This is a genomic window from Sphingobium sp. HWE2-09 (assembly GCF_035989265.1).
GTDB lineage: Bacteria > Pseudomonadota > Alphaproteobacteria > Sphingomonadales > Sphingomonadaceae > Sphingobium.
Genome location: NZ_JAYKZX010000003.1, coordinates 2,679,216 through 2,691,524 on the forward strand (window position 1 = coordinate 2,679,216; position 12,309 = coordinate 2,691,524).

Annotated in this window: 16 protein-coding genes; 9 read left to right on the forward strand and 7 right to left on the reverse strand. The window is 64.5% G+C overall.

Going from position 1 to position 12,309, the window contains the following annotated elements; genetic code table 11:
* Positions 1–166: 166 nt before the first annotated feature.
* Both sciP and U5A89_RS18590 read right to left on the reverse strand, forming a co-directional pair.
* Positions 167–466 (reverse strand): CtrA inhibitor SciP, encoded by a 300-nt coding sequence (gene sciP / locus U5A89_RS18585; RefSeq protein WP_338162500.1) that lies wholly within the window; start codon positions 464–466, stop codon positions 167–169.
* A gap of 107 nt (positions 467–573) precedes the next feature.
* Positions 574–801, reverse strand: a complete 228-nt coding sequence (locus tag U5A89_RS18590; protein WP_338162501.1) for a hypothetical protein — start codon at positions 799–801, stop codon at positions 574–576.
* A gap of 232 nt (positions 802–1,033) precedes the next feature.
* On the opposite strand from U5A89_RS18590, the gene mnmA reads away from it, so the two are divergent.
* Entirely contained in the window at positions 1,034–2,140 is a 1,107-nt protein-coding gene (gene mnmA / locus U5A89_RS18595) for a tRNA 2-thiouridine(34) synthase MnmA (protein ID WP_338162502.1), read from the forward strand.
* 108 nt (positions 2,141–2,248) lie between these two features.
* Here the strand turns inward: mnmA and U5A89_RS18600 are convergent, their stop codons facing one another.
* Positions 2,249–2,494, reverse strand: coding sequence for a hypothetical protein (locus U5A89_RS18600; RefSeq protein ID WP_338162503.1), 246 nt, complete (start codon positions 2,492–2,494; stop codon positions 2,249–2,251).
* A gap of 132 nt (positions 2,495–2,626) precedes the next feature.
* On the opposite strand from U5A89_RS18600, the gene hisG reads away from it, so the two are divergent.
* From hisG to thiL, 4 genes are all read left to right on the forward strand, one after another.
* Positions 2,627–3,289 carry an ATP phosphoribosyltransferase gene (gene hisG, locus U5A89_RS18605; RefSeq protein WP_338162504.1) on the forward strand — a complete coding sequence of 221 codons (663 nt, stop codon included), beginning with the start codon at positions 2,627–2,629 and terminating at the stop codon, positions 3,287–3,289.
* A gap of 146 nt (positions 3,290–3,435) precedes the next feature.
* Positions 3,436–4,725: a histidinol dehydrogenase gene (gene hisD / locus U5A89_RS18610; protein WP_338162505.1), complete on the forward strand. Its 1,290-nt coding sequence runs from the start codon at positions 3,436–3,438 to the stop codon at positions 4,723–4,725.
* Positions 4,726–4,810: 85 nt separating this feature from the next.
* Positions 4,811–5,257 (forward strand): transcription antitermination factor NusB, encoded by a 447-nt coding sequence (gene nusB / locus U5A89_RS18615; RefSeq protein ID WP_338162506.1) that lies wholly within the window; start codon positions 4,811–4,813, stop codon positions 5,255–5,257.
* 203 nt (positions 5,258–5,460) lie between these two features.
* Positions 5,461–6,375, forward strand: a complete 915-nt coding sequence (thiL, locus tag U5A89_RS18620) for a thiamine-phosphate kinase (protein ID WP_338162507.1) — start codon at positions 5,461–5,463, stop codon at positions 6,373–6,375.
* 6 nt (positions 6,376–6,381) lie between these two features.
* Here thiL and U5A89_RS18625 read toward each other — a convergent pair whose 3' ends face one another.
* A complete protein-coding gene (locus tag U5A89_RS18625; protein ID WP_445190670.1) occupies positions 6,382–7,023 on the reverse strand; it encodes a DUF1345 domain-containing protein in 642 nt (213 codons plus the stop codon).
* Between the two features lie 32 nt (positions 7,024–7,055).
* Positions 7,056–7,631, reverse strand: coding sequence for a peptidase S14 (locus U5A89_RS18630; protein ID WP_338162508.1), 576 nt, complete (start codon positions 7,629–7,631; stop codon positions 7,056–7,058).
* Between the two features lie 142 nt (positions 7,632–7,773).
* Here U5A89_RS18630 and ruvA point away from each other — a divergent pair, with 142 nt between their 5' ends.
* The 4 genes from ruvA to U5A89_RS18650 all read left to right on the forward strand — a co-directional run bounded on the left by ruvA (position 7,774) and on the right by U5A89_RS18650 (position 11,711).
* Complete coding sequence (gene ruvA, locus U5A89_RS18635; protein WP_338162509.1) at positions 7,774–8,382, forward strand: Holliday junction branch migration protein RuvA; 609 nt, start codon at positions 7,774–7,776, stop codon at positions 8,380–8,382.
* 72 nt (positions 8,383–8,454) lie between these two features.
* Positions 8,455–8,781, forward strand: coding sequence for a GIY-YIG nuclease family protein (locus U5A89_RS18640; protein WP_338162510.1), 327 nt, complete (start codon positions 8,455–8,457; stop codon positions 8,779–8,781).
* A gap of 28 nt (positions 8,782–8,809) precedes the next feature.
* Complete coding sequence (gene ruvB, locus U5A89_RS18645; protein ID WP_338162511.1) at positions 8,810–9,832, forward strand: Holliday junction branch migration DNA helicase RuvB; 1,023 nt, start codon at positions 8,810–8,812, stop codon at positions 9,830–9,832.
* A gap of 136 nt (positions 9,833–9,968) precedes the next feature.
* Positions 9,969–11,711: an AMP-dependent synthetase/ligase gene (locus tag U5A89_RS18650; RefSeq protein ID WP_338163110.1), complete on the forward strand. Its 1,743-nt coding sequence runs from the start codon at positions 9,969–9,971 to the stop codon at positions 11,709–11,711.
* Between the two features lie 4 nt (positions 11,712–11,715).
* Here U5A89_RS18650 and U5A89_RS18655 read toward each other — a convergent pair whose 3' ends face one another.
* Both U5A89_RS18655 and U5A89_RS18660 read right to left on the reverse strand, forming a co-directional pair.
* Complete coding sequence (locus U5A89_RS18655) at positions 11,716–12,036, reverse strand: HigA family addiction module antitoxin (protein WP_338162512.1); 321 nt, start codon at positions 12,034–12,036, stop codon at positions 11,716–11,718.
* A complete protein-coding gene (locus U5A89_RS18660) occupies positions 12,005–12,292 on the reverse strand; it encodes a type II toxin-antitoxin system RelE/ParE family toxin (RefSeq protein ID WP_338162513.1) in 288 nt (95 codons plus the stop codon). Before U5A89_RS18660 ends, U5A89_RS18655 begins: the two co-directional genes overlap by 32 nt.
* Between the last annotated feature and the right edge of the window lie 17 nt (positions 12,293–12,309).

The window sequence follows — 12,309 nt, forward strand, 5'->3', positions numbered from 1 at the left end:
AAAAAATGATTCCGGACTGGAAACCATCTTGGCTTTGCGCCGTTTGAACGCCCCCTTGGGGCATCATTTCGGTGGCGTACCTGTCAAAAGGGCCGCCGGATCGGTATCCGGCGGCCCTTTGGTGCTTATGCAGACGGCCTCAGAACCATCAATTATGTAAGGGCCATCAATATTTCTGCTGTCGCTCATAGAGCGACTTATAATATTGGATACGGGTCACGCGCAGGCCGTGCATGCCCGACCGGTCGACCGCCCGCTGCCAGCCGGCAAATTCCTCCAGCGTCAGATTATAGCGCGCGCACGCTTCGTCCACGTTCAGCAGTCCGCCATTGACCGCGGCGACCACTTCCGCCTTGCGCCGCACCACCCAGCGGGTGGTGTCTGCCGGCGGCAGGCTATCCAGCGTCAGCGGCTCTCCGAGCGGCCCTACGACCTGGGCGGGCCTGATTTTCTGGTTCTCGATCATTCTTACCCTCAAAGTGCGGCACTGGCGTTACCGAATTCAGCAGTGAAACCCTTTATCTGCGTCAGCCCTGAAGAACGGCTAAAGCCCCACGGTAAACACCACCTTCATCATTCCTGCCCCCTGGCTAAACGGCTCGCGATCAACGGGTGGAAACTTCCCGCGAGACGCACGGCTTCGATCTTGCCGCCGGAACGTGGCGCAAAAACGCACGCCAGTTCCTGGATCCAGTCGTCGCTTCCGCCCTGCCCCCGCAGGACGCCCGCCACCGCCTGCGCGGTCGGACTGGCCGCCTGCGCCGCCGCTGTCGCAGCCCGCAGGAATGGCCAAGCCGGCACGCGCGGCCGGTTGAAGGGTCTGGGGGAGCCAGGCTTCAGCCCGCCACCCCGAAGGAAACTCAGATCCATGACCCCTGTTTACGGATCAATGGATAAGGGTCCGTAAACTCGATGCCGCTTTCATGACTCGTCCGATCCCCCTTTCACGTCGATCCGTCCCGATTATGGGCAAAGCAGCGCTACCTTTCGTTAACTTTTGCACCACGCCCGCCGCTGCATTATAGGCGCGTCCATGCAGCCCCAGTTTCAGCTTCCCCAGCCGCTCGACGCGCGGCGCATCGTCGTCGCCATGTCCGGCGGCGTGGATAGCAGCGTCGTCGCCGCGCTCGCCGCCAGGACCGGCGCCGAAGTCATCGGCGTCACGCTCCAGCTTTACGATCATGGCGCGGCGGTCGGCCGCACCGGCAGCTGTTGCGCGGGGCAGGATATCCGCGACGCGCGCGCGGTCGCCGACCGCATCGGCATCGCCCATTATGTCTTCGACTATGAAACCGCTTTCCGCGAATCGGTGATCGCCGACTTCGCTGATGAATATATGGCCGGTCGTACGCCCATCCCCTGCGTGAAGTGCAATATGGGCGTGAAGTTCACCGACCTGTTCCAGATCGCCCGCGACCTGGGCGCCGACTGCCTCGCCACCGGCCATTATGTGCAGCGGGTCGAAGGCATGGCTGACGCGGAACTGCATCGCGCCGCCGACCCCGCCCGCGACCAGAGCTATTTCCTCTTCGCCACCACCCAGGCGCAGCTCGATTATCTGCGCTTCCCGCTGGGCGGCCTGCCCAAGCCTATGGTACGTGAAATCGCAGCGGAACTGGGCCTGTCGGTCGCGCTCAAGCCCGACAGCCAGGACATCTGCTTCGTGCCGGACGGCGATTATGCCAAGATCGTGCGGAAACTGCGCCCCGATGCGGACGAAGGCGGCGACATCGTCCATATCGACGGCCGGGTGCTGGGGCGGCACAAGGGGATGATCCACTTCACCGTCGGCCAGCGCAAGGGGCTGGACATCGGCGGCCAGCCCGACCCGCTCTATGTCGTGCGGCTGGACGCACCGGCCAAGCGGGTGATCGTGGGACCGAAGGCGGCGCTGGCCGTGTCGGGCGCGCTGCTGAGCGACATCAACTGGCTGGGCGGCGACTTCACCGGCCCGCTGACCGCCAAAGTGCGATCGATGGCCAAGCCCGTCCCCGCGCGCCTCGACGGCGACCGGCTGCTCTTCGATGCGCCCGAATATGGCGTCGCACCGGGACAGGCAGCCGTCCTCTACGCGGGCGAGCGCGTCCTGGGCGGCGGCTGGATCGCCAGCACGCAGGCGGCAATGGCGGAAGCGGCGTAACCTCAATCACCCCGTCATGCCGGGCTTGACCCGGCATCCCGCTTTTCTTGGTGCACAACAGAAGAAGCGGGATCCCGGCTTTCGCCGGGATGACGAGATTGATGAAACTTATGCTGCGATACCATTCGGGAAAAACAATATTCCCATGCACAAAAGAATCCCGCAAAGCATCCAGAAGGCCAGCAGCAGCGCGAGCATCCAAAAACGGAACGGCTGATCCTTTCTGCGACCAGAAAAGGCAAATCCCCAATATGGGGCTTCCATTGTACCGCTTCGGAAACCGTCAAGCAGTTGCCACCCAGTAATTGTTGAAAGGGCTAATCCGACGACAGGCCCGATAATGGCCTCATCCACTTTTGCTCTCCGTTATGCGATCCAATGGCGAATATGCCAAGTTTCGCCACCTCGCAAACATTGGCTAAGCAACATGCGCAGTCCCCCCACAACCTTGCCCTTTCGCGCCCCCGCGCGTAAGGCCCGCGCGTCATGACTCGCCCGCTCACCTTCGCCATCCCCAAGGGCCGCATCCTCGATGAAGCGCTGCCCCTGCTCGCCAAAGCCGGTATCGAACCGGAGGCGGAATTTCACGACAAGAAAAGCCGGGCGCTGCGCTTCGCCACCAACCGCCCCGACGTGTCGATCATTCGCGTACGCGCCTTCGACGTCGCCACCTTCGTCGCCCATGGCGCGGCGCAGATCGGCATCGTCGGCTCCGACGTGGTGGAGGAGTTCAGCTATTCCGAACTCTACGCGCCGGTGGACCTTAACATCGGCCATTGCCGCTTGTCGGTCGCCGAACCGGTCGATGCCGGGGACGAGGATCAGGCGGCGATGAGCCATGTCCGCGTCGCGACCAAATATCCGCACCTCACCCGCCGCTATTATGAAGCGCGCGGGTTGCAGGCCGAATGCGTAAAATTGAACGGCGCGATGGAACTGGCCCCCTCGCTTGGCCTGTCGCGCCGCATCGTCGATCTCGTGTCGTCGGGCGCGACGCTCAAAGCCAATGGCCTGGTTGAAACCGACATCATCATGGCTGTCAGCGCCCGCCTGATCGTCAACCGCGCCGCCTACAAGATGCGCTCGGCCGAATTGTCGCCGCTGGTGGAGGCGTTCCGCGCCGCCGTGGGGGTGAGAAATGCGGCGTAAAAAAGAAATAGCCCCTCCCTTTCAAGGGAGGGGTTGGGGTGGGTCGCGACCGAAGGGAGCGTCTGTCCTATCGAGATGGCATTGGGCTCGCTTCGCTCGCCACCCACCCCCGGCCCCTCCCTGAAAGGGAGGGGGGATACCATATTATGACCTTCCGCCTCTCCACCACCGACGCCGGTTTCGCGGCCGCCTTCACGACGCTGGTCAACGATCGCCGTGAAGCCGACGAAGATGTCTCGCGCGATGTCACCGCCATCCTGAAAGCCGTGCGCGCCGGGGGCGACGCGGCGCTGGCCGACTATACCCAGCGTTTCGACCGCCACGACCTGAACGTCAGCGGCTGGGCGGTGACGCCTGCGGAAACGCGCGCAGCGCTGGACGGCCTCTCCACCGAACTGCGCGACGCGCTCGAACTCGCCGCCGCGCGCATCACCAGCTATCACGAAAAGCAGCGCCCGCAGGATAGCGACGGCGTGGACAGCGCTGGCGTCCGCCTCGGCGCCCGTTGGAGCGCGGTGGACGCCGCCGGCCTTTATGTGCCCGGTGGCCGCGCCGCCTATCCCAGTTCGCTGCTGATGAACGTCATCCCCGCCAAGGTCGCAGGCGTCCGCCGCATCGCCATGGTGACGCCGACGCCGGGCGGCGAGATCAACCCGCTCGTCCTCGCCGCCGCGCAGATCGCAGGGATCGAGGAAATCTGGCGCGTCGGCGGCGCGCAGGCCGTCGCCGCGCTCGCCTATGGCACGGACCGGATCAGACCGGTGGACGTCATCACCGGTCCGGGCAACGCCTGGGTCGCCGAAGCCAAGCGGCAACTTTATGGCGTGGTCGGCATCGACATGGTCGCGGGGCCATCGGAAATCGTCGTCGTCGCGGACGGCAGGAACGACCCGGAATGGACCGCCGCCGACCTGCTCAGCCAGTCGGAACATGACCCGACCAGCCAGTCGATCCTCTTCACCGACGATGCGGCCTTCGCCGACGCGGTCGCGCAAGCTGTCGATCGCCAGATCCCGGCGCTCTCCACCAGCGCCGTCGCCCGCACCAGTTGGGACGCCAATGGCGCGATCATCCTGGTCCGCGACCTCGATGAAGCCATGCCGTTGGTCGATCGACTAGCGCCTGAGCATCTCGAACTCGCCGTGGACGATCCCGATCGCTATTTCGCGCAGGTCCGCCATGCCGGGTCGGTATTCCTGGGCCGCATGACGCCCGAAGCGGTGGGCGATTATGTCGCCGGGCCGAATCACGTCCTGCCCACCGGCCGCCGCGCGCGCTTTTCTTCGGGCCTTTCTGTGCTCGACTTCATGAAGCGCACCAGCTTCCTTAGCCTGGACGACGCCGCTCTTCGCGCGATCGGCCCCGCCGCCGTCGCGCTGGCGCGGGCGGAGGGCTTGCCTGCCCACGCTGCGTCCGTGGCGCTGCGATTATCTTGACTCGACATCCGTTCGGTTCGAGCGTGTCGAGAACATCGCGCATGGTTCTCGACAAGCTCGAACCGAACGGAGTAGGGGGCACCCTATGAACGACCGCTCCAAATCCCGCTCCGCCGCGCGCCTCGCCGCGGTCCAGGCGCTGTATCAGCTCGAAATGGAGGGCACGCCCATCCAAGTTCTGCTGCATGAATTTCACCAGCACCGCCTGGGTGCCACGATCGAGGACGTGACCTATGTCCCCGCCGAAGAAGCCTTTTTCGACGATGTCGTCACCGGCGTGGACAAGCGCCGCGACGAGATCGACGCGCTAATCGCCGCGCGCCTGTCCAGCGGCTGGAGCCTCGACCGCCTCGACAAGCCGATGCGCCAGATTTTGCGCGCGGGCGCCTATGAACTACTCGCCCGCGCCGATGTCGGCACCGGCACCGTCATCAGCGAATATGTCGATGTCGCCCACGCCTTCTACGACAAGCGCGAGGCGGGCTTCGTCAACGGCCTGCTCGACGGCGTATCGAAGGACGTGCGGAAGTAATATCTCGCAGGGCTGTTCCCCGGCGAAGGCCGGGGTCCAGTCCCGCCGATGACCGGCTCACGATCCTTCGCTGGAAAGCAAGCCTTTTGGCATCACCCTGCATATGGAAAGCAGCGTGCTCCTGCGAAGGCAGGAGCCCAGGCCCATGGTTCGAACTGGGCTCCTGCCTTCGCAGGAGCACGTGGATGCGTTAGGCATCCTTCATGTCCGCCGAATCCCGCTTTTTAACCCTGCTGCGCCTGCTGGCGAACGATCCCGCTGCGCAGGGACTAAGCGACGATGTCGCCATCCTGCCCATCGGCGACACCCGCCTGATCCTTACCAGCGACACGATGGTGGAGGGCGTCCATTATCTCCCTACCGATCCGCCGCAGGATGTCGGCTGGAAACTGGCGGCGGTGAACCTGTCGGACCTGGCGGCCAAGGGCGCGCGCCCGGTCGGCTGCCTGCTCAACTACGCCCTGTCGGGCGATGACGCATGGGACGAAGCCTTCGTCGCGGGGCTGGGCGACGCGCTCGACCGCCACGCCATGCCGCTGCTGGGCGGCGACACGGTGAAAATGCCCGCCGGATCGGCGCGCAGCTACAGCCTGACCGCGATCGGCGAAGCGACCGGCCCGGTGCCCACCCGCGCCGGGGCACAACCGGGCGACCGCCTTTACCTTACCGGCCCGGTGGGCGATGCGGGCATCGGCCTCGACCTCGCCCGCGCAGATCCGCTGGCGACCGGCCCACTGGTCGAGGCCTATCGCCGCCCGCGCCCGCGCCTGGCCGAAGGCGCCCTGCTCGCGCCCCAGGCGACCGCAATGATGGACGTATCGGACGGCCTGCTGATCGACGCATCGCGCATGGGCCACGCCAGCGGCGTCGCCATCACCATCGACCATATTCCGCTCTCTCCCGCGCTGGAACAAGTGCGCGGCGCCAGTACCGCGATCCAGATTGCAGCCGCGCGTGCGGGCGACGATTATGAACTGCTCTTCACCCTGCCACGCGGCATCACCCCGCCCGTCCGCGCGATCCCCGTCGGCCATGTCGCACCGGGATCGGGCCTCACCCTGATGATCGACGGCGCTGTTCTCCCGCTGCCCGACCGGCTGGGCTGGGAACATGGCTGACACGGCCTAACCCCCGCCCAGCACGTTGATGGTGAAGGCCAATATGCCAAGGTTGAACAGAAACGCCGCCAAACATTGGAACAGCACCGTCCGGCGCATCTCCGTCGCCGTCACCGATACGTCCGACGTCTGGAACGTCATCCCCAGCGTAAAGGCGAAATAGAGGAAGTCCCAATAGCCCGGCTCGTCCTCTTCCGGGAAATCCAGTCCGCCCCGGTCCTTGCCCGTCTTGTCGCCCAGATAGAAGATATGGGCATAATGCATGGCATAGACGAGGTTGGAAAACAGCCAGGCGATGATCAGCGTGCCCAGCAGCAACGCGACGGTGGCAGCGTCCGGACCATTATGCTGCCCCACCGCCACGCCGACCGCGACCAGGATCACCAAACTCACGATCCCGGTCAGCAGCAACATAAACCCGCGATTGGCGTCGTTCGCCGCCGCATTCCTGCGCATCGTCGCAGGCGCGGCATCGATCAGCGGCACGACCGACACCATGAAGGCCAGCGCCGCCACGTCGAACCCCGCCATCACCGCCTCATGCCAGGGCAATAGCAGCGCCAATGGCGCCGCCAGCCCCAACAGCAGCAGGAACATGCCATAACGCCAGGGGAATATGGGGGAGGACGAGGACCGCATCGCCTGCATCAAAGGCGCAAAGCCCGCGCCGCGCAAGCCTGTTACAGCACGGCCGCGATCAATCCGCGCGCCTGCGCCTCATTGGCTTCCAGATACCAGTTTTCCGGCGCCTTTTGCAGCAGTTCGTCCATCGTTACGTCCGACCCCAGGATCAAATTGGCAAACCCTTCATTCTGGATCGCGATCGACGATTCGATCTCGTTGAGCGTCGCCTTCAACGTCGCGATGCAGGTGGACAGCGGCCCGGCCAAGTTGATCTTCTTGGTGATCACCCGCTCGTGGATCATCAACCGCGTGCCGCGCGTCAGGTAACGATTCTCGGTCGCGAAGAAGCTCATGAAGGTCGCCCCCGCCGAATAGACCGCCGTGCGTCCCATGAACACCAGCCGCCGCTCGGGATAGAGGTCCGAATGAAAGCGGATGTCTTCGCCCATCAGCCGCGCAATCTCCGGGTCGCCGCCCAGCGTGGACAATTCCACCACGACCAGCCCCTGTTGCGGCGCGGTGGACAGGCATTTCTTGAAATGCAGATACATGCCATGATCGACCACGCCCGACAGCATGATCGCGGGATATTCGAAATCCTTGGGGGAAAGCATCGGGGCGGTCATCAGCATCAAGCACGTCCTTGAGAGGGGAAAGTCGCGCTGCACTACGCTTGGGACGGCAAAAGGTGCCGCGCTTTTGACTGGCGCGCCGCGCCCGACCCTGTAAAGAACAGATCATGACCAAAGGGCAGGACGCCAAAGGGCCGGACAGATGATCGCGAAACTCAAGGGCTTGCTGGACAGCACCGGCATCGATCACGCCATCATCGACGTGGGCGGCGTGGGCTATCTGGTCGGCGCGTCGTCCCGCACGCTCGCCGCACTGGGGCCAGTGGGCGAAGCGGTGACGATCCATACCGAAATGCTGGTGGCGGCCGATTCGATCCGCCTGGTCGGCTTCGCCCGGGCCGAGGAGCGCGACTGGTATCGACTGCTCACCCATGTCCAGGGCGTGGGGTCACGCGTCGCGCTGGCGATCCTGTCGGCGCTGGAACCGCTCGAACTGCACCGCGCCGTCGCCATGGGCGACAAGGCGATGATCGCGCGCGCCAACGGTGTCGGCCCCAAACTGGCCCAGCGCATCGTCAATGAATTGAAGGACAAGATCGGCACGGCGCCTGCTGGCAGCCCGATCGGCGTGGGCGGCATGGCGGCGCTGCCGACCGGCAGTTTCGCCGCCGACGCCCTCTCCGCGCTCCAGAATCTGGGCTTCAAACCGCATGAGGCCAGCGTCGCCGTCGCCGCGGCCGAAGAAGAACTGGGCGACAATGCCAGCCTCGACGCACTGGTCCGCCTCGCGCTGCGAAAGGCGGCGAAGTGATATTTTCACCCATCCGTCATGCTGAACTCGTTTCAGCATCCATCATGCGACTTGCTCCAAAAGGTTGCCGAGATGAAGGAACCCTGCGTCTATATCCTAGCCAGTCAACCTTATGGCACACTCTATATCGGCGTGACGTCCAACCTCGTCGGCCGACTGATGCAGCATCGCAGCGATGCGATACCCGGCTTCACACGCCAATATGGCGTCCATCGTCTCGTCCGCTACGAACCTTGCGACATGATGGAGCAGGCGATTGCGCGCGAGAAGCAACTCAAACGCTGGCGTCGCCAATGGAAAATCAACCTGATCGAATCCGACAACCCGCATTGGGCCGATCTGGCAGCCAATCTTGGCTTGCCGCCGCTCACTCTAACCCAGCCGCCCAATGGATGCTGAAACAAGTTCAGCATGACGGGGTTTCTCAATGACCGACGACGATCGCCTCCTCACCCCCGCTCGTCGTCCCGAGGATGTCGATGCCGCGCTGCGTCCCAAATCCCTCGACGAATTTGTCGGCCAGCAGGCCGCGCGCGAAAATCTGCGCATCTTCATCCAGGCGGCGAAATCGCGCGGCGACGCGCTCGACCACGTCCTCTTCTTCGGCCCGCCCGGCCTTGGCAAGACCACGCTCGCGCAGATCGTCGCCAAGGAAATGGGCGTGGGCTTTCGCGCCACATCCGGCCCGGTCATCGCCAAGTCGGGCGACCTGGCCGCGCTGCTCACCAATCTGGACGAAGGCGACGTCCTGTTCGTGGACGAAATCCATCGCCTCGCCCCAGCGGTCGAGGAAGTCCTCTATCCCGCGATGGAGGATCGCGCGCTCGACCTGATGATCGGCGAAGGGCCATCCGCCCGCTCGGTCCGCATCGACCTGCCCCGCTTCACCTTGGTCGGCGCGACCACCCGGCAGGGGTTGCTCACCACGCCGCTGCGCGACCGCTTCGGCATTCCGGTCCGATTGCAATTCTATACGGTGGACGAGCTGGAACTGGTGGTGCGCCGCGCCGCCCGCCTACTCGACCTTTCCATCACGCCGGATGGCGCGGTGGAGATCGCCCGCCGGTCACGCGGCACCCCGCGCATCGCCGGCCGCCTGCTGCGCCGGGTGCGCGACTTCGCCCATGTCGCGGGCGCGCCCACCGTCGATCGCAAGGTCGCCGACGCGGCGCTCATGCGGCTGGAGGTCGATCATCTTGGCCTGGACCTCATGGACCGGCGTTACCTGATGATGATCGCCGACATTTATCGCGGCGGCCCGGTCGGCGTCGAAACGCTCGCAGCCGGGCTATCCGAAGCGCGCGACACGATCGAGGAAGTGGTCGAACCCTATCTGATCCAGCTGGGCCTGATCGCCCGCACCGCCCGCGGGCGTTGCCTCAACGGCCCGGGCTGGAAGCATCTGGGCCTCAATCCGCCGCAGGACGTGCAGAACGGGCTGTTCGACTGAAGAAACCCGACAAACCCCATGGCCGTTACGGCATTGCGACGTTATAGCCGCAGGACCATCAGGCGCGCGGCAGATGCGTCGAAGCAGCAGGAGCCGAGCCTTGAGGGCCATCGAGAAATTCCCCAACCTCGTCACCATGTTCTTCGCCCGCGCGGCCGAGAAGGGCGATGCGCCTTTCCTCTGGCACAAGAGCGACGGCGCATGGCATAGCCAGAGCTGGACGCAGATCGCCCGCCAGGTCGCGTCCCTCGCCGCCGCGTTGAAGGCGGAAGGGTTGAAGCCCGGCGACCCGGTCATGCTGGTCAGCGAAAATCGCCCCGAATTTTGCGTCGCCGATCTCGCCATCATGGCGGCGGGCGGCATCACCGTGCCGACCTACACTACCAACACCACGCGCGATCACCAGCATATCCTGACCGACAGCGGCGCCCGCGCGGTCATCGTGTCGACCGCCAAGCTGGCCCAGGCGTTGATGCCCGCCGTGGTCCGCTCGCAGGTCGGCTTCGTCATCGGCATGGAACCGCTGCGTGGCGCGCAGGGCACGTCCACCTGCCGCCTGTGGAGCGACCTGATCGCCGCCCATCCGGCCGATGTGGACAGTCTCGCCGCCGCGCAGACCGCGACCCGCAACGACCAGGCCTGCATCATCTACACCAGCGGCACCGGCGGCAGCCCGCGCGGCGTGATGCAGCATCATGGCGCGATCCTCGCCAATGCGGAGGGCGCGGGCAAGGTAGTGGCGGAGGATTTCGGCTGGGACGACGAGGTCTTCCTGTCCTTCCTGCCGCTCTCCCATGCTTATGAACATAGCGGCGGCCAGTTCCTGCCCATGCTGCTGGGCGGGCAGATCTATTATGCCGAAGGACTGGAAAAGCTCGCCAGCAATATCGAAGAAGCCCGCCCGACGATCATGGTCGTCGTCCCCCGCCTGTTCGAAGTGCTGCGCACCCGCATCATCAAGTCGATCGAAAAACAGGGCAAATTCCCGACCTATCTGCTGAACCAGGCGCTGCGCATTGCGGCCAAGGAGCAGGCGGGCAAGGCATCGGTTCTCGACCTGCCGATGAAGCTGCTCCTCTCGCGCACCCTCATCCCCAAGATTCGCGCGCGTTTCGGCGGTCGGATGAAGGCGCTCGTATCGGGCGGCGCGCCGCTCAACCCCGATGTCGGTCTCTTTTTCCATGCCATGGGGCTGACCCTGCTGCAGGGTTACGGCCAGACCGAAGCCGGGCCGGTCGTCAGTTGCAACCGCCCCGCCGCGGGCATCGCCATGGACACGGTCGGCCCGCCGCTCGACGGGGTGGAGGTGCGCATTGCCGAGGATGGCGAAATCCTCGTGCGCGGCGAACTGGTCATGCACGGCTATTGGCGCAACCCGGCGGAAACCGAAAAGGCGCTCAAGGACGGCTGGCTCCACACCGGCGACATCGGTGAAATCGACGACAGGGGCCGCATCCGCATCACCGACCGCAAAAAGGATCTGATCGTCAACGACAAAGGCGACAATGTCTCCCCGCAAAAGGTCGAAGGGATGCTGACGCTGCAAAGCGAGATCGGCCAGGCGATGGTCCATGGCGACCGCCGCCCCTATCTGGTCGGCCTGATCGTGCCAGACGCCGAATGGACCCGCGAATGGGCGACGGCGCAAAGTGTAGCGGTGGACGGCATCGCGGCAAACCCCGCCTATATGGCGGCGCTACGCGCGGCGGTGGACCGCGTGAACGCCGACCTGTCGGTACTGGAACGCGTCCGCCGCTTCATCTTGGCCGACGAACCCTTCGCGATCGAGAATGAGGAAATGACCCCCTCGATGAAGATCAGGCGACATGTGATCCGCAAGCGGTACGCGGATCGGCTGGACGCGCTGTACAAGGGATAAGCGGTCAGGCGGCGCGACGCGCGATGCGGTCCAGGTCATCGCCATGGGTGCGCCGCTCTTCCTCCAGGTCATAGTCGATCTGAAGGCCAAGAAAAAAACCCTCGCTCACACCGAAATAGCGAGCCATCCGAAGGTCGATATTGGCGTCGATCGGGGCAGTTTCCGCCAGAATGGCTTCCAGCCGATCACGCGCGATACCCGCGCCCTGGACGACGTCTTCGGTGGGAATATCGCTGCCGATCAGGAAATCCTCGCGCAGGATCGAGCCGGGATGGACATTGTCCAACCGGTCGTCATCCTCTGTGATAGTCCTCGATCCGGACATTCTCCGCGCCTCCGTCTGACCAGCCGAACGTAATGCGCCACTGGTCGTTGATCCGCAGACTATATCGTGAAGGCGTAAAGCCTTTCAACTGCTCAAAACGATTCCCGCTCGGAATGCGCAGATCATGGAGCTTAAGCGTCCGATGGACCTGCCGCAACTTCCGCCGCGCCGTCTGCTGAATGTCCGGCGGCAGCTTGCGACTCCGCTGGCCAAGCCAGACTCTCTCGGTTTCGGAATCGGCGAAAGAGCGGATCATGAGGATATTCCTATACG

Excerpts from the sequence above, each read along its gene's own strand:
- hisG (WP_338162504.1), top strand. The coding sequence starts at position 2,627 with ATGACTCGCCCGCTCACCTTCGCCATCCCCAAGGGCCGCATCCTCGAT.
- U5A89_RS18640 (WP_338162510.1), top strand. The coding sequence starts at position 8,455 with ATGAAGGAACCCTGCGTCTATATCCTAGCCAGTCAACCTTATGGCACA.
- ruvB (WP_338162511.1), top strand. The coding sequence starts at position 8,810 with ATGACCGACGACGATCGCCTCCTCACCCCCGCTCGTCGTCCCGAGGAT.
- thiL (WP_338162507.1), top strand. The coding sequence starts at position 5,461 with ATGTCCGCCGAATCCCGCTTTTTAACCCTGCTGCGCCTGCTGGCGAAC.
- sciP (WP_338162500.1), bottom strand. The coding sequence starts at position 466 with ATGATCGAGAACCAGAAAATCAGGCCCGCCCAGGTCGTAGGGCCGCTC.
- ruvA (WP_338162509.1), top strand. The coding sequence starts at position 7,774 with ATGATCGCGAAACTCAAGGGCTTGCTGGACAGCACCGGCATCGATCAC.
- U5A89_RS18630 (WP_338162508.1), bottom strand. The coding sequence starts at position 7,631 with ATGCTGATGACCGCCCCGATGCTTTCCCCCAAGGATTTCGAATATCCC.
- U5A89_RS18655 (WP_338162512.1), bottom strand. The coding sequence starts at position 12,036 with ATGTCCGGATCGAGGACTATCACAGAGGATGACGACCGGTTGGACAAT.
- U5A89_RS18650 (WP_338163110.1), top strand. The coding sequence starts at position 9,969 with ATGTTCTTCGCCCGCGCGGCCGAGAAGGGCGATGCGCCTTTCCTCTGG.
- mnmA (WP_338162502.1), top strand. The coding sequence starts at position 1,034 with ATGCAGCCCCAGTTTCAGCTTCCCCAGCCGCTCGACGCGCGGCGCATC.
- nusB (WP_338162506.1), top strand. The coding sequence starts at position 4,811 with ATGAACGACCGCTCCAAATCCCGCTCCGCCGCGCGCCTCGCCGCGGTC.
- U5A89_RS18625 (WP_445190670.1), bottom strand. The coding sequence starts at position 7,023 with ATGCAGGCGATGCGGTCCTCGTCCTCCCCCATATTCCCCTGGCGTTAT.
- hisD (WP_338162505.1), top strand. The coding sequence starts at position 3,436 with ATGACCTTCCGCCTCTCCACCACCGACGCCGGTTTCGCGGCCGCCTTC.
- U5A89_RS18660 (WP_338162513.1), bottom strand. The coding sequence starts at position 12,292 with ATGATCCGCTCTTTCGCCGATTCCGAAACCGAGAGAGTCTGGCTTGGC.